The 14,515-nt window shown below is 66.7% G+C and carries 16 protein-coding genes; 10 read left to right on the forward strand and 6 right to left on the reverse strand.

Annotation, left to right across the window (positions count from 1 at the left end; genetic code table 11):
• A partial coding sequence (locus QQK83_RS08460) for a response regulator (protein ID WP_284263371.1) occupies positions 1 to 414 on the forward strand: 414 nt, incomplete at its 5' end.
• Here QQK83_RS08460 and QQK83_RS08465 read toward each other — a convergent pair.
• Entirely contained in the window at positions 374 to 1,018 is a 645-nt protein-coding gene (locus QQK83_RS08465; protein WP_284263373.1) for a sulfotransferase family protein, read from the reverse strand. The genes QQK83_RS08460 and QQK83_RS08465 overlap by 41 nt on opposite strands.
• A 181-nt stretch (positions 1,019 to 1,199) precedes the next feature.
• Here QQK83_RS08465 and recA point away from each other — a divergent pair, with 181 nt between their 5' ends.
• The 3 genes from recA to QQK83_RS08480 all read left to right on the forward strand — a co-directional run bounded on the left by recA (position 1,200) and on the right by QQK83_RS08480 (position 5,470).
• Complete coding sequence (recA, locus tag QQK83_RS08470; protein ID WP_284263375.1) at positions 1,200 to 2,279, forward strand: recombinase RecA; 1,080 nt, start codon at positions 1,200 to 1,202, stop codon at positions 2,277 to 2,279.
• 236 nt (positions 2,280 to 2,515) lie between these two features.
• Entirely contained in the window at positions 2,516 to 5,176 is a 2,661-nt protein-coding gene (alaS, locus tag QQK83_RS08475) for an alanine--tRNA ligase (RefSeq protein WP_284263377.1), read from the forward strand.
• Positions 5,177 to 5,179: 3 nt separating this feature from the next.
• A complete protein-coding gene (locus QQK83_RS08480; protein WP_284263378.1) occupies positions 5,180 to 5,470 on the forward strand; it encodes a DUF1330 domain-containing protein in 291 nt (96 codons plus the stop codon).
• A 39-nt stretch (positions 5,471 to 5,509) separates the two neighbouring features.
• On the opposite strand, the gene QQK83_RS08485 is transcribed toward QQK83_RS08480, so the two are convergent.
• From QQK83_RS08485 to QQK83_RS08505, 5 genes are all read right to left on the reverse strand, one after another.
• On the reverse strand, positions 5,510 to 6,496 hold the full coding sequence (locus QQK83_RS08485; RefSeq protein WP_284263379.1) for a DUF6976 family protein: 987 nt from the start codon (positions 6,494 to 6,496) through the stop codon (positions 5,510 to 5,512).
• A gap of 15 nt (positions 6,497 to 6,511) precedes the next feature.
• A complete protein-coding gene (locus QQK83_RS08490) occupies positions 6,512 to 6,718 on the reverse strand; it encodes a hypothetical protein (RefSeq protein ID WP_284263380.1) in 207 nt (68 codons plus the stop codon).
• Between the two features lie 165 nt (positions 6,719 to 6,883).
• A complete protein-coding gene (locus tag QQK83_RS08495) occupies positions 6,884 to 8,098 on the reverse strand; it encodes an NADP-dependent isocitrate dehydrogenase (RefSeq protein WP_284263382.1) in 1,215 nt (404 codons plus the stop codon).
• A 107-nt stretch (positions 8,099 to 8,205) separates the two neighbouring features.
• On the reverse strand, positions 8,206 to 8,445 hold the full coding sequence (locus tag QQK83_RS08500; RefSeq protein ID WP_284263383.1) for a hypothetical protein: 240 nt from the start codon (positions 8,443 to 8,445) through the stop codon (positions 8,206 to 8,208).
• A gap of 9 nt (positions 8,446 to 8,454) precedes the next feature.
• Positions 8,455 to 9,108 carry an alpha/beta hydrolase gene (locus tag QQK83_RS08505; RefSeq protein ID WP_284263384.1) on the reverse strand — a complete coding sequence of 218 codons (654 nt, stop codon included), beginning with the start codon at positions 9,106 to 9,108 and terminating at the stop codon, positions 8,455 to 8,457.
• 166 nt (positions 9,109 to 9,274) lie between these two features.
• On the opposite strand from QQK83_RS08505, the gene iscR reads away from it, so the two are divergent.
• The 6 genes from iscR (at position 9,275) to QQK83_RS08535 (ending at position 14,515) form a co-directional block, all read left to right on the forward strand.
• On the forward strand, positions 9,275 to 9,736 hold the full coding sequence (gene iscR, locus QQK83_RS08510) for a Fe-S cluster assembly transcriptional regulator IscR (protein WP_284263385.1): 462 nt from the start codon (positions 9,275 to 9,277) through the stop codon (positions 9,734 to 9,736).
• 70 nt (positions 9,737 to 9,806) lie between these two features.
• Positions 9,807 to 10,850 carry a cysteine desulfurase family protein gene (locus tag QQK83_RS08515; RefSeq protein ID WP_284263386.1) on the forward strand — a complete coding sequence of 348 codons (1,044 nt, stop codon included), beginning with the start codon at positions 9,807 to 9,809 and terminating at the stop codon, positions 10,848 to 10,850.
• Between the two features lie 70 nt (positions 10,851 to 10,920).
• Complete coding sequence (gene sufB / locus QQK83_RS08520) at positions 10,921 to 12,456, forward strand: Fe-S cluster assembly protein SufB (protein WP_284263387.1); 1,536 nt, start codon at positions 10,921 to 10,923, stop codon at positions 12,454 to 12,456.
• 21 nt (positions 12,457 to 12,477) lie between these two features.
• Positions 12,478 to 13,278: an FkbM family methyltransferase gene (locus tag QQK83_RS08525; RefSeq protein WP_284263388.1), complete on the forward strand. Its 801-nt coding sequence runs from the start codon at positions 12,478 to 12,480 to the stop codon at positions 13,276 to 13,278.
• Positions 13,279 to 13,288: 10 nt separating this feature from the next.
• Positions 13,289 to 13,600, forward strand: coding sequence for a heavy metal-binding domain-containing protein (locus QQK83_RS08530; protein ID WP_284263389.1), 312 nt, complete (start codon positions 13,289 to 13,291; stop codon positions 13,598 to 13,600).
• A 24-nt stretch (positions 13,601 to 13,624) separates the two neighbouring features.
• The gene (locus QQK83_RS08535) at positions 13,625 to 14,515 is read left to right on the forward strand and encodes an FkbM family methyltransferase (protein WP_284263390.1); all 891 of its coding nucleotides are present in this window, start codon (positions 13,625 to 13,627) and stop codon (positions 14,513 to 14,515) included.

Genomic DNA, 14,515 nt, shown 5'->3' on the forward strand with positions numbered 1-14,515 from the left:
CCGACGGACCCGTCCCGCCCGCCCGGCGGACGGGCCGCCGCGCCGCGCGGCATTGCCACGGTCCTGCTGGTCGAGGACGAGGCCCCGGTGCGCGCTTTCGCCTCGCGCGCGCTGCGGCTGCGCGGCCATACCGTGATCGAGGCCGGGTCGGCCGAAGAGGCGCTCGAGACCTTGCGCGACGAGACGCTGAAGGTCGATCTTTTCGTCACCGATGTCGTGATGCCCGGCATGGACGGGCCCACCTGGGTGCGCGCGGCGCTGGAACGCCGACCCGAGGTCAAGGTCGTCTTCGTCTCGGGCTATGCCGAGGAGCAGCTGGGCGACGGGTCGATGAGCATCCCCAATTCCGTCTTCCTGCCCAAACCCTTTTCGCTCACCGACCTGACCGAGACGGTGCAGCGCCAGTTGCACTGACCGCCCCGGCCCCGCCCAGCGAGGCCCAGAGGTCGAAATCCGCCGCCGCCTCGCGTCGCAGACGTGCCTCGAGCGCGGGATCGAGCGACAGGGCGGCAGGCGGCGACACATTGCGCCGGGGCAGGTCGATGCGGCGGCCCAGCCGGTCCTGCAGGAAGGCCACGGCCTCCTCCAGCGCCTCGTAGCGGAACAGGTGGTCGACGATCACCGCGCCGTCCTCGTCCGAAACGAAGCGCGATTGCCGCCCGACGCGGGCGAACTCGGGTTCGGGCGTGCTCAGCCAGCCCTCGACGAAGCGGTCGAAGGACAGCCCCGCGGTCGAGGCGGGCGTGCCCGCGATCCGGTCGCGCGCGCGGTAGCGATACCAGCTGCCCAGCCAGTCGCGTGGCTCGCGGATCACGGCCATCAGCTCCAGCGGGCGATTGCCCCGGTTCTCGAGGAACGGAGCCAGCTGGTTGCGGTAACGCCTTGCCGTGACGTGCTTTTTCTCGGGCGGATTGCGGATCAGCGCATCCGCATGGGGCGCCAGCGCCGCCTCGAGCGCGGTGGTTCCCGTCTTGGGCACCGCCAGAACGACCAGCCGCGCCTTCCAGAAGACCAACATCAGCGACCCCGCACAGCGAATTCGTAAACCCTTGCTTAATCTTTTTCGGCAATCCTGCCGGATGACAAGAAATCACTTGCCATGTTCCCGTTTTGTTTGCAAAAGGAACGCAGAACAAGTGGTGAACAAGAGCATTCCGTTGCCGCGCCCCCGGCGACGTGTCACAAGGAGGACCACAGCAATGGCAACGGCAACTCTTCTCGACATGACCGACCGCAAACAGGCCGACAAGCAAAAGGCGCTCGACAGTGCGCTGGCCCAGATCGAACGCCAGTTCGGCAAGGGCTCCATCATGAAACTGGGCGGCGAGAATGCCTTCCGGGATATCGAGGCGACATCGACCGGCTCTCTCGGTCTCGACATCGCGCTCGGCATCGGCGGGCTGCCCAAGGGCCGCATCATCGAGATCTACGGGCCGGAAAGCTCGGGCAAGACCACGCTGACGCTGCATGTCGTGGCCGAGGAACAGAAAAAGGGCGGCGTTTGCGCCTTCGTCGATGCCGAACACGCGCTCGACCCGCAATATGCCAAGAAGCTGGGCGTGAACCTCGACGAGTTGCTGATCTCGCAGCCCGACACCGGCGAGCAGGCGTTGGAAATCACCGACACGCTGGTGCGCTCGGGCGCGGTCAGCCTTGTCGTGGTCGACTCGGTCGCGGCGCTGACGCCGAAATCCGAGCTCGAGGGCGACATGGGCGATTCGTCGGTGGGCGTGCATGCCCGCCTGATGAGCCAGGCCATGCGCAAGCTGACCGGCTCGATCTCGCGCTCGAACTGCATGGTGATCTTCATCAACCAGATCCGCATGAAGATCGGCGTCATGTTCGGCAGCCCCGAGACGACGACGGGCGGCAATGCGCTGAAGTTCTATTCCTCCGTCCGGCTCGACATCCGCCGCATCGGCTCGATCAAGGACCGCGACGAGGTGGTCGGCAACTCGACCCGTGTGAAGGTGGTGAAGAACAAGGTCGCGCCGCCCTTCAAGCAGGTCGAGTTCGACATCATGTACGGTGAAGGCATCTCGAAGACCGGTGAGCTGGTCGACATGGGCGTCAAGGCCGGGATCGTCGAGAAATCGGGCTCGTGGTATTCCTACGGCGACGAGCGGATCGGGCAGGGGCGCGAGAACGCCAAGACCTTCCTCAAGGACAATCCCGCCGTGGCGCTCGAGATCGAGGACAAGATCCGCGGTGCGCATGGACTGGACTTCGACATGGGGGCAAGTGACGACGACGGCCCGATGGACATGGTCGACGACTGAGGGCATCGCCCCGTTCGGAACGCAGACGGCCGACTGCAGAAATGGCCCACGCACCGGGACGCCGGGGCGGAGAATACTCCGGGAAAAGGCGGCCGACGGGCCGCCTTTTCTCGTGGTTCTGCCGCCTTTTCGAATGGTTTTGTCACGCCGGGCGCGCGCGCCTGTGGACAGGGGCCGGGCAGCGGGATAGATGCGAAAGCCGACCCGTTCCCAGCCCCGCGCGAGACCCGAGACCGATGGCCAGCCTCAACGATATCCGCTCCACCTTCCTCGACTATTTCAAGCGCAACGATCACGAGATCGTGGCCTCCAGCCCGCTGGTGCCGCGCAACGATCCGACGCTGATGTTCACCAATTCGGGGATGGTGCAGTTCAAGAACCTGTTCCTGGGCGTCGAGCACCGCGATTACACGCGCGCCACGACCAGCCAGAAATGCGTGCGCGCGGGCGGCAAGCACAATGACCTCGACAACGTGGGCTACACGGCGCGGCACCATACCTTCTTCGAGATGCTGGGGAATTTCAGCTTCGGCGATTACTTCAAGACCGAGGCGATCCCCTTTGCCTGGGAGCTGATCACCAAGGATTTCGGCATCGACGCCAGCCGCCTTCTGACGACCGTCTACCACACCGATGACGAGGCCTTCGAGATCTGGAAGAAGGTCGGCGTGCCCGAAGACCGGATCATCCGCATCGCCACCTCGGACAATTTCTGGCAGATGGGCCCGACCGGCCCCTGCGGCCCCTGCACCGAGATCTTCTACGACCACGGCGACCACATCTGGGGCGGCCCGCCCGGTTCCCCCGAGGAGGACGGCGACCGGTTCATCGAGATCTGGAACATCGTCTTCATGCAGAACGAGCAATTCGCGGATGGCTCGATGCGCCCGCTCGACATGCAGTCGATCGACACCGGCATGGGGCTGGAACGGATCGGCGCGCTGTTGCAGGGCAAGCATGACAATTACGACACCGACCTGATGCGCGCGCTGATCGAGGCCTCGGCGCATGCGACCAGCGTCGACCCGGACGGGCCGAAGAACGTGCATCACCGGGTGATCGCGGACCATTTGCGCTCGACCTCTTTCCTGATCGCGGACGGGGTGATGCCCTCGAACGAGGGGCGCGGCTACGTGCTGCGCCGGATCATGCGCCGCGCGATGCGGCACGCGCATCTGCTGGGCGCGCAGGACCCGCTGATGCACCGGCTGGTGCCGGCGCTGGTGCAGCAGATGGGGCAGGCCTATCCGGAGCTTGGCCGCGCGCAGGCGCTGATCACCGAGACGCTGAAGCTGGAGGAAGAGCGCTTCCGCACCACGCTGGACCGGGGTCTGAAGCTCTTGGACGAGGAACTGGCGAGCCTTCCCGAGGGCGAGGCCCTGCCGGGTGAGGCGGCGTTCAAGCTTTACGACACCTACGGCTTCCCGCTCGACCTGACGCAGGACGCGCTGCGCGAAAAGGGCCGCGCGGTGGATACCGAGGGGTTCGACACCGCGATGGCGGCGCAGAAGGCCAAGGCCCGCGCGGCCTGGTCCGGTTCGGGCGAACAGGCGGATGCGGCGATCTGGTTCGACCTGGCCGAGACGCATGGCACGACGGAATTCCTCGGCTACGACACCGAGCTGGCCGAGGGGCAGGTTCTGGCGCTGGTGCGCGACGGCGCGGCGGTGGAGGCCGCGAAGCTGGGCGAAACCGTCGCCATCGTGGTGAACCAGACGCCCTTCTACGCGGAATCGGGCGGGCAGGTCGGTGACACCGGCACGATCCGCACGGCGACGGGCACGGCGCATGTGTCGGACACCAAGAAGGTCGCGGGCGTCTTCCTGCACATGGCCGAGGTGATCGAGGGCGAGGTGAAACCGGGGCAGGGGGCGGAGCTGGCCGTGGATCACGCGCGCCGCACGACGATCCGCGCGAACCATTCGGCCACGCACCTGCTGCACGAGGCGTTGCGCCGCGCGCTCGGCGATCATGTCGCGCAGCGCGGCTCGCTCAACGCGCCCGACCGGCTGCGCTTTGACTTCAGCCATGCCAAGGCGCTGTCGGCGGAGGAACTGGCCCGCGTCGAGCGCGAGGTGAACGACTTCATCCGTCAGAACGCGCCGGTGGAGACGCGGATCATGACGCCCGACGATGCCCGCGCGCTTGGCGCGCAGGCGCTCTTCGGCGAGAAATACGGCGACGAGGTGCGCGTGGTCTCGATGGGCCAGCTCGACGGGTCGGGCAAGGGCACGGATGGGCGGACCTATTCGCTGGAGCTGTGCGGCGGCACGCATGTGCGGCAGACGGGGGATATCGGCGTCTTCGTGGCGCTTGGCGATTCCGCCTCCAGCGCAGGGGTGCGCCGGATCGAGGCGCTGACCGGGCCCGCGGCCTTCGACTACCTCAGCGCGCAGGACCAGCGCGTCGCAGCCCTCAGCGCCGAGATGAACGCGACGCCGGGCGAGTTGCTGGACCGCGTGAAAATCCTCAAGGACGAGCGCAAGAAGCTGGAGAACGAGGTGGCGCAGCTGCGCCGCCAGCTCGCCATGGCGGGCGGCGCGGGTCAGGCCGCGCCCGAGGCGCAAAGCATCAACGGCATCGCCTTCCACGGGCAGGCTTTGACCGGTGTCACCGGAAAGGACCTTGCCGGGCTGATCGACGAGCACAAGGCGCGTATCGGCTCGGGCGCGGTGCTGCTGATCGCCGACACGGGCGACAAGGCGGCAGTTGCCGCCGGTGTCACGGATGACCTGACCGACCGGCTTTCGGCGGTCGACCTGGTTCGCGCGGCGGTCGAGCAGCTGGGCGGCAAGGGCGGCGGCGGCCGCCCCGATTTCGCGCAAGGCGGCGGCAAGGATGCCGCCAATGCCGAGGCGGCCATCGCGGCCGCGCAAGATGTCCTGAAAGGAGCCTGAGCCATGCCCGGAGCGTTCTGGATCGCCCATGTCACCGTCAGCGATGACGAGGCCTATGCGAAATACGCGGCCCTTGCGACCAAGGCCATCGCCGAGCATGGCGGCGAGTTTCTCGCCCGCGGGGGCCGTGCCATCCAGAAGGAGGGGCGCGCCCATCCGCGCAACGTGGTGGCGCGCTTCCCCAGCCTCGAGGCGGCCAATGCCTGCTATGACAGCGCCACCTACCAGGAGGCGTTGAGCCATGCGCAGGGCGCCTCGGAGCGCGACCTGGTGCTGGTCGAGGCGCTGGACTGAGGGCGGACCGGCAGGGGCCGAAGCCCCCGCCGCCCCTCGTCAGGCCGCGGTGAGGTCCAGCCGCACGAGCGTCTGGTTCAGCAGCATGTAGGCGATCTCGCCGAAGGTGACGGGGCCGGTGAAGCCGCCCGTCGGCTTGCCCTCCAGCTCGCCGTGGACGTAGTTCAGGATGCAGTTGCACGAATACTGCCCCGCGCCGCCCGCGCCCGAGCGATCGGCAAAGGCGCCCGCGTAATCCGCCAGCGGCCGGGCAAAGCGATACTCCACCCCCTCCATCACGGGCGCGTAGAAGGCGACGGCGCCGGTATCCGCGTCCACGTCGCGGATCGAGACGTTGATCAGCGCGCCGCCGTAATTGGCGATCAGCGGCAGGCGCGTGTCGATGCCCTGCTCGCGCAGGTAGGTGGCCAGCGCGGTTTCGACGCCGTCGACCAGCGCGCTCGAGGCACCGAAGCCGGTTGTGGTGAAGCGCAAGGCGGGGGCGTCGGCGCCGGGTTGGCTGAAGATGTTGACGATATCGACCGAGGGCACCGCGCCCGCGGCCAGCGCAAGATGCATCACGACGGCGGCATCCCCATGGGCCGTGCCGGTGGTGCCGTCGAAGACCATCGGCGCGCTCTCGCCGATCTCGTCGAGATGCACGCCCGCGACCCATCCGACAAGCGGCTGGTCGAAGACGCCGGGATAGGTCTGGCCTTCCATGGCGAAGGCCGCGTGGGCCTTCCCGAAGGCCGGGATCAGGATGAAGGAGAAGCCGCCCGGCTGGTGCCCGTCGGACAGTCGCGGAAGCGCGTCGGCGTCGAGCACGCGGATATCGGCGCGCGTCACCTCGTCGAAGGTGGTGCAATAGAGCCGGTCGCGGATCATCGCGCCGCCGGTCTCGGTCACGAAATAGACCGAGGTGCCGCCGATCCAGCTGCCGCGGGGCAGCTGCGCCAGAAGGGCAGCATCGCCCGCGATGGTCATGACCGCACCGCTTTCGATGCGGCGGGATGCGTCTTCGAGAGACAGGAGTTCGTTTTTCATGGGAATGTCCCTGGATCAGATATGGGCGAGATCGGCGGCGGCGTAGTCATTGCGCCGGGCGAAATCGAGTAGTTCCGCGACCTTGGCATCAAGCTGGGCGGGGTTGTTGCGCACCTCGATCCGCAGGCGACCAAGGAGGATGCGGGTGGCCAGGGAGGCCCCTGCAAGGTTTTCGTCGGAGGTGATGAGCGTCGCAAGCTTGCTCGGTGAGGGGAGTGCCATCTGGTGTGTAGACTTTCATTCGGGTTTCGTTTCGCGCGTTACCCGCATGGCTGAACGGCACGGTTGCCCGCTGGTTTACCCCTGCGGTGAACATGTCGCAGATGCGAAAACCCCCGCGGCCGGGGGGCTGCGGGGGCAGGGGCAGATGCGGGAAAGGGGCGGGGCCTAGCCCGCGAGGGCGCGGGCCAGCCGTTCGTCGATCTTGTCCAGAAAGCCCATCGTCGTCAGCCATTTCTGATCGGGACCGACCAGAAGCGCGAGGTCCTTGGTCATGAAGCCCGCCTCGACGGTTTCGACCACGACGCGTTCCAGCGTTTCCGCGAAATGCTTCAGCGCCTCGTTCCCGTCGAGCTTGGCGCGATGCTTGAGCCCGCCGGTCCAGGCGTAGATCGAGGCGACCGAGTTGGTCGAAGTGGCCTCGCCCTTCTGGTGCTGGCGGTAATGGCGGGTGACGGTGCCATGCGCCGCCTCGGCCTCGACGATCTTGCCGTCGGGCGTCATCAGCTGGCTGGTCATCAGCCCCAGCGAGCCGAAGCCCTGCGCGACCGTGTCCGACTGTACGTCGCCGTCGTAGTTCTTGCAGGCCCAGACGAACCCGCCGTTCCATTTCATCGCGCAGGCGACCATGTCGTCGATCAGCCGGTGTTCGTACCAGATGCCGGCCTCTTTGAACTTGTCGGCGAATTCCGTCTCGTAGACCTCGGCGAAGATCTGCAGGAACTGGCCGTCGTATTGCTTGAGGATCGTGTTCTTGGTCGACAGATACAGCGGCCAGTTCAGCCCCAGCGCGTAATTCATCGAGGCCCGCGCGAAATCGCGGATGCTCTCGTCGAGGTTGTACATCCCCATGAACACGCCCGAGGCGGGGGCGTCATAGACCTCGTGCTCGATCACGGTGCCGTCTTCGCCCACGAATTTCATGCTCAGCTTGCCGGGGCCGGGGAATTTCATGTCCGTCGCGCGATACTGGTCGCCGAAGGCGTGGCGGCCGATGACGATGGGCTTCGTCCAGCCCGGCACGAGGCGCGGCACGTTGCGGCAGATGATCGGCGCTCGGAACACCACGCCGCCCAGGATGTTGCGGATCGTGCCATTGGGGCTGCGCCACATCTTTTTCAGGCCGAATTCCTCGACGCGGGCCTCGTCGGGGGTGATCGTCGCGCATTTGACGGCGACGCCCACCTCCTTCGTCTTCTCGGCGGCGTCGATGGTGACCTGGTCCTCGGTGCGGTCGCGCTCCTCGATGCCGAGGTCGTAGTAAAGCAGATCGACATCAAGATAGGGCAGGATGAGCTTTTTCTTGATGAAATCCCACATGATGCGGGTCATCTCGTCGCCGTCCATCTCGACGATGGGGTTCTCGACCTTGATCTTGGACATGGGGAAGGCTCCGGTCAGGGCGGTTGCGTCGGGGGACGTCTAGCCGATCCGGAGGTTTCGGGAAAGCTTGGTATGCGATTGTATACCGTGGCGGGATGCCGCGGCGCTCAGGCCTCGGGCGGCTTGGCCGTCATGCCCGCGGCGGCCAGTTTCCGCTCCAGCAGCTTGCGCGCGCGCTTTTCGGCGAGGATGGTGCGCACGGCCGTGCGGAAGAATTCTTCCGTGGTGGGCGAGGAGGCCCCGACGGCGCGTGCGATCTCTTCGGGCAGGTTCTCGTCGCCGAGCTGCTCGGACGCGGCGACCGTGTCCTTGGCGAGCTGCTCGGCGAGGTCTTGGGCAAGGGCCATGGCCGGTCCTTACCGCGTGGTCTCGGTCAGGCGGCGTTTGACGTAGCTTTTCACGCTGTCGATCATCGGGTCCATGTGCGGCGGCTCGAAGAAATGGCCCGCGCCCTCGACCTCCTGATGGGTGATCGTGATGCCCTTCTGCTCGTGCAGCTTGTCCACGAGGATGCGGGTGTCCTGCGGCTTGGCCACGCGGTCCGATGCCCCGTTGATGATCAGGCCCGAGGCGGGGCAGGGCGCGAGGAAGCTGAAGTCATACATGTTGGCGGGCGGCGAGACCGAGATGAACCCGGTGATCTCGGGCCGCCGCATCAGAAGCTGCATCCCGATCCACGCGCCGAAGGAGAACCCCGCGACCCAGCAATGCTTGGAATTGGGGTTCATCGACTGCAGGTAATCCAGCGCCGAGGCGGCATCCGACAGCTCGCCGATGCCCTGGTCGTATTCGCCCTGGCTGCGGCCCACGCCGCGGAAGTTGAAGCGCAGCACCGTGAAGCCGATGTTGTGGAAGGCGTAATGCAGGTTGTAGACGACGCGGTTGTTCATCGTGCCGCCGAATTGCGGATGCGGGTGCAGGATGATGGCGATCGGCGCATCCTTGGCCTTTTGCGGGTGGTAGCGGCCTTCGAGCCGGCCTTCGGGGCCGGGGAAAATCACCTCGGGCAATCCATCTCTCCTTCAGGTGGCCATGGGGGAGCGCGCGCTTGACGGGCTGCGGACCGCTCCCTAGAACCGTTCCAAACTTGTCGGTGCGGGCAGGCCCCGCGCCGGATCGTTTCGCAGTTAAGCCTGTGGACCGGAAAGGTCAATCATTGCAGGGGATAGGGGCGCGATGAAGCTCAGCACCAAGGGGCGCTACGCGATGGTGGCGATGGCAGATCTGGCGCTTCAGAAAGAGGGAGTGCAGGTGCCGCTCTCGGAGCTGTCGAAACGGCAGGACATCTCCTTGCCCTACCTGGAGCAGCTTTTCGTGAAACTGCGGCGCGCGGGGCTGGTGGCCTCGGTGCGCGGACCGGGGGGCGGCTACCGGCTGGCGCGGCCCGCCGCCGAGATCCGGGTGGTCGAGATCTTCGCCGCGGTGGACGAGACGGTCAGCGCGCTGCACACCGGCGCGGGCGCCTCGGGCGGGGTCTCGGGCAGCCGGGCGCAGTCGATGACCAACCGGTTGTGGGAAAGCCTCTCGGCGCATGTCTATGTCTTCCTGCACCAGACGCGCCTGTCGGACGTGGTGCAGAACGACCTGACGCCCTGCCCGGCGGTGCCGACGCTGTTCGAAGTGGTGGACGAGGGCTGATCCACCGCCCGCCGCGCCGGTGGCGGAGGGCGGGATATCCGTATTTATGGGAAGATGAAGCAGGGGCGCGATGGGGCGGGTCTACCTCGATCACAATGCGACGGCACCGTTGCGGCCCGAGGCGCGCGCCGCGATGGTCGAGGCGATGGAGCTGGCCGGCAACCCCTCCTCGGTCCATGCCGAGGGGCGCGCGGCCAAGGGCCTGATGGAGCGCGCGCGCGGCCAGCTGGCCGAGGCGCTGGGGGCGCAGGCCGCCGATATCGTCTTCGTCTCGGGCAGCACCGAGGCCGCGGCGCTGGCGCTGGCGGGGCGGGGGCTGCACGGGGCCGCGGTGGAACATGACGCGGTGCGCGCCTGGGTGACCGAGGACCTGCCCGTCGATGCGGCGGGCCGCGTGGCGGTGGCCGATCCGGGCGCGAGCACGCTGCAACTGGCCAATTCCGAGACCGGGATCATCCAGGACCTGCCCGAGGGGCTGGCGGTCAGCGACTGGACCCAAGGGTTCGGCAAGATCCCCGTGGCCTTCGACTGGTCGGGGGTCGATATGGCCTTCGTCTCGGCGCACAAGATCGGGGGGCCGAAGGGAATCGGCGCGCTTGTCTTGCGGCGCGGTCTGGACGTGGCGGCGCGCATCCGCGGCGGCGGGCAGGAGATGGGGCGCCGGTCGGGCACCGAGAACCTGATCGGCATCGCCGGATTTGGCGCGGCGGCGGCAGCAGCGACGCAAGATCTGGCCTCTGGCGTCTGGGACCGGGTGGACAAACTTAGAAATATTCTAGAAAAGGCTCTGGACCCCCGCGCGAACGGGACTATTTTTGTCGGGAAAGGAAAGCCCCGGCTTCCGAACACCAGCCTGATGGTCACGCCCGGGTGGAAGGGCGAGACGCAGGTGATGCAGATGGACCTTGCGGGCTTTGCCGTTTCGGCGGGGTCGGCCTGTTCCTCGGGCAAGGTGAAGGCCAGCGGCGTCTTGCGCGCGATGGGCCTTGGCGAGGCCGAGGCCGCATCGGCGCTCAGGGTCTCGCTGGGGCCGGAGACGACCGAGGCCGAGGTGATGGCGTTCGCCGAAGCGTGGCTTGCGGCGCGGGACAGGTGGGCGGCGCGCGGGCGCTGACGGAAACAGGGCAGGCGACGGCCCGAGAACAGGACGAACCGGCCCCGGGCCGGGAACAGGAGGACGAAACATGGCAGCCCTCGACAGCGATATCGCGGAAACCCAGGTCAAGGACGGCGTCGACCGTGAAACCGTGGAAACCGTCCAGGCGATGGGCGGCAAGTACAAATACGGTTGGGAAACCGAGATCGAGATGGATTACGCCCCCAAGGGCGTGAACGAGGATATCGTTCGCCTCATCTCGGAGAAGAACGGCGAGCCGGAATGGATGCTCGACTGGCGGCTGCAGGCGTTCAAGCGCTGGAAGCAGATGGACGAGCCCGACTGGGCGATGGTGAACTACCCTCCGATCGCCTACCAGGAGCAGTATTACTACGCCCGGCCGAAAAGCATGGCCGAAAAGCCCAAGTCGCTGGACGAGGTCGACCCGAAGCTCCTGGCGACCTATGACAAGCTGGGCATCCCGCTGAAGGAGCAGATGATCCTTGCGGGTGTCGAGGGGGCCGAGGATGCGCCGGCCGAAGGGCGCAAGGTGGCGGTCGATGCCGTCTTCGATTCGGTCAGCGTCGGCACCACCTTCCAGAAGGAGCTGGAGAAGGCGGGCGTGATCTTCTGCTCGATCTCCGAGGCGATCCAGAAGCACCCCGATCTCGTGAAGAAATACCTCGGCTCGGTCGTGCCGATCACCGACAATTTCTTTGCGACGCTGAACAGTGCCGTCTTCTCGGACGGCTCCTTTGTCTACGTGCCGCCCGGCGTGCGCTGCCCGATGGAGCTGTCGACCTATTTCCGCATCAACGCCGAGAACACCGGCCAGTTCGAGCGGACGCTGATCATCGCCGACAAGGGGTCCTACGTCTCCTACCTCGAGGGCTGCACCGCGCCGATGCGCGACACCCACCAGCTGCATGCCGCGGTGGTGGAGCTGGTCGCGCTGGATGATGCCGAGATCAAGTATTCGACCGTGCAGAACTGGTATCCGGGCGACGAAAACGGCAAGGGCGGGATCTACAACTTCGTCACCAAGCGCGCCGATTGCCGCGGCGACCGGTCCAAGGTGATGTGGACGCAGGTCGAGACCGGCTCGGCGATCACGTGGAAATACCCCTCCTGCATCCTGCGCGGTGACGACAGCCAGGGCGAGTTCTACTCCATCGCCATCGCCAACAACGCCCAGCAGGCCGACACCGGCACCAAGATGGTGCACCTGGGCAAGCGGACGAAATCGCGCATCGTCTCCAAGGGGATCAGCGCGGGCCGCGCGCAGAACACCTATCGTGGGCTTGTGTCGATGCACCCCAAGGCCAAGGAAAGCCGCAACTACACGCAATGCGACAGCCTTCTGATCGGGGACAAGTGCGGCGCGCACACGGTTCCCTACATCGAGGTGAAGAACAATTCTTCCCGCGTCGAGCATGAGGCCACGACCTCCAAGGTCGATGACGAACAGATGTTCTATTGCCGCCAGCGTGGCATGGACGAGGAAGAGGCGGTCGCGCTGATCGTCAACGGCTTCGCGCGCGAAGTGCTGCAGGCGCTGCCGATGGAGTTCGCCATGGAGGCGCAGCAGCTGGTCGCCATCTCGCTGGAAGGGTCGGTGGGCTGAGGCCCCCGGTCTGGTGCGTCGATGATCGAGACGGGTAACGAGGGACGGGACGCGGGACAGGGGCAGCCCTATGTGGCGCCGCTGGGCCGCGTGGTGCGGGCCAATGTGCATGGCAAGGTGGTGATGTTCCTCGTGACGCAGATGCGCGACCGCATCCAGCGGCGGCACCACATGCAGGGCGAGTTCTACGAGCCCGAAGAGCTCGAGATCATCAAGCGGTATTTCCCCTTCGGGGGCACCTTTCTCGACGTGGGGGCCAATGTGGGCAACCATTCGATCTTCGCGGCCAAGTTCCTGCATGCCGCGCGGGTCATCCCGCTCGAGGTGAACCCGGTCGCCTACCAGACGCTGATCGCCAATGTCATGCTGAACGGTCTGGACGACGTGGTCGACCTGTCGCGCCTCGGGATCGGGGTGTCCGACACCGCCTCCGAGACCGCGTCGATCACCTACGGGGATCACAACATCGGGGCCGGGCGCGTCTCGGCCGAGGGCGGAGAGCTGCGGCTCTTGCCGGGTGACGAGATCGTCGGCGACACGCCGGTCGATTTCATCAAGATCGACGTCGAGGGCATGGAGATGACGGTTCTGGCCGGGCTGCATGGCACCATCGTGCGCAACCGGCCGCGCATGTTCATCGAGGTCGACAACGAGAACCAGCAGGCCTTCCTCGCCTGGGTCGAGCGGAACGGGTTCAAGATCGCCGACCGCTACCAGCGATACAAGGCGAACGAGAATTTCATGCTGGTGCCGATGCGCCCGGCACGATGGGCGCGCATCCATGACACCGAGGGTGCCGCCGCAACCGAAGCCGCGGAGTGAGAGGACCGGCATGATCGTCACCACCACACCATCGGTCGAAGGGCACCGCATCACCGCTTATCACGGCATCGTCGTGGGCGAGGCGATCCTGGGGGCCAATGGCTTCCGCGATCTCTTCGCGGGGATCACCGACATCATCGGCGGGCGCTCGGGGGCCTACGAGGAAGAACTGGGCCGCGCTCGCACCGTCGCCCTGCAGGAGATGGAGGACCGCGCGCGCCAGGTGGGCGCCACCGCAGTCGTCGGGGTCGATCTCGATTACGAGGTCATCAACAACATGCTCATGGTGTCGGCCTCGGGCACGGCCGTGACGCTGGGCTGACCGCAGGGGCCGGGAGACAGGACGATGTCACGCCGCTTCGACCGCAAACGGATCGAGACCCTGGTCGGGGTGCTGTCGCCTGCGCGGCTGACGCGGATCGTCGACGTGGGGGCCAACCCCGTCAACGCAAGCCCCTATCGCAAGCTTCTGGCGGCGGGGCTGTGCGATGTCTGGGGCTTCGAGCCCGACGCCCGCAGTTTCGCCGAGCTGACCCAGACCGCGCATGAGACCTATCTCAACCACGCCGTCGGCGACGGCAGCCGCGGCACGCTGCACCTGACGAGGGGGCCGGCGCTGACCTCGCTGTTCCGGCCCGACCCGGCGGCGGTGGCGCTGTTCCAGAGGTTCGGCGACGTGCTCGAGGTCGAGCGCGAGCTGGAGGTCGAGACACGGGCGCTCGACGCGATGGAGGAGCTGCCGGAGTTCGACCTTCTTAAGATCGATGTTCAGGGCGCCGAGGTGATGGTCTACGAGGGCGCGCGCGGTCATCTCGACCGGGCGGTCGCGGTGATCTCGGAGGTGGGCTTCGTGCCGCTCTACGAGGGTCAGCCGCTTCTCGACGCGCAGATGGTGGCGTTGCGCGCGCGGGGGATGGACCTGCACAAGTTCATGTTCGCCAAACCCGTCGCCCTGCGGGGCGGGCTGGCGGGCAAGCTCGACCAGCGCGCCCATGCCAACCAGCTGCTTGACGGGGATGCGGTCTTTCTGCGCAGCCTGCGCAGCCCCGAGGCGATGACCGACGAGCAGCTCAAGCACATGGCCATCCTGGCCGATGCGGTCTTCGAAAGCCATGACGTCGCCGTGCGTTGCCTCGATCTGCTGATCGCGCGCGGTGTGGTCGACCGGCGCGCGGCCAAGGCCTATGTCGGGCAAGTGCCGGACCTTGCCGGCGCGGCGAAAGCGGCGGGGGGGTAG

This window comes from Roseicyclus amphidinii (assembly GCF_030163755.1).
Taxonomy (GTDB): Bacteria; Pseudomonadota; Alphaproteobacteria; order Rhodobacterales; family Rhodobacteraceae; genus Roseicyclus; species Roseicyclus amphidinii.